This is a genomic window from Monashia sp. HAY1-5C (assembly GCF_056755255.1).
On sequence record NZ_JBPGXG010000295.1, the window covers coordinates 1 to 349 of the forward strand.

The following is a 349-nucleotide window of genomic DNA, read 5'->3' on the forward strand; positions in this document are numbered from 1 at the left end:
TCACTGAGGATTTGCGGATTGCCACTGAATCACCTGTTGATTTCACCGCTGGTGTCATCTCCGCATTTCTGTCGGCCTCAACCTTCATTGTGGTGCTCTGGACGATCGGCGGGGCCTTGACTCTGACGATCGGGGGTTCGAGCGTCACTGTTCCCGGCTTCCTCGTCATCACTGCGGTACTCTACGCCGCGATTACGTCCAGCTCGATGGCGGTTATCGGCCGCCATTTCGTCCACATCTCAGAGGTCAAAAATCAGGCGGAAGCCGAATTTCGCTACACGCTGACGCACGTGCGGGAAAACGGCGAGAGTATCGCATTGCTCGGCGGTGAAGAGGAGGAGCGTAACGA

1 protein-coding gene is annotated in these 349 nt (G+C 57.0%); it reads left to right on the forward strand.

Going from position 1 to position 349, the window contains the following annotated elements; translation table 11 throughout:
* The coding region (locus ACR9ZK_RS21730; RefSeq protein WP_481344036.1) for a hypothetical protein at window positions 1–349 on the forward strand (349 nt) is incomplete at both ends.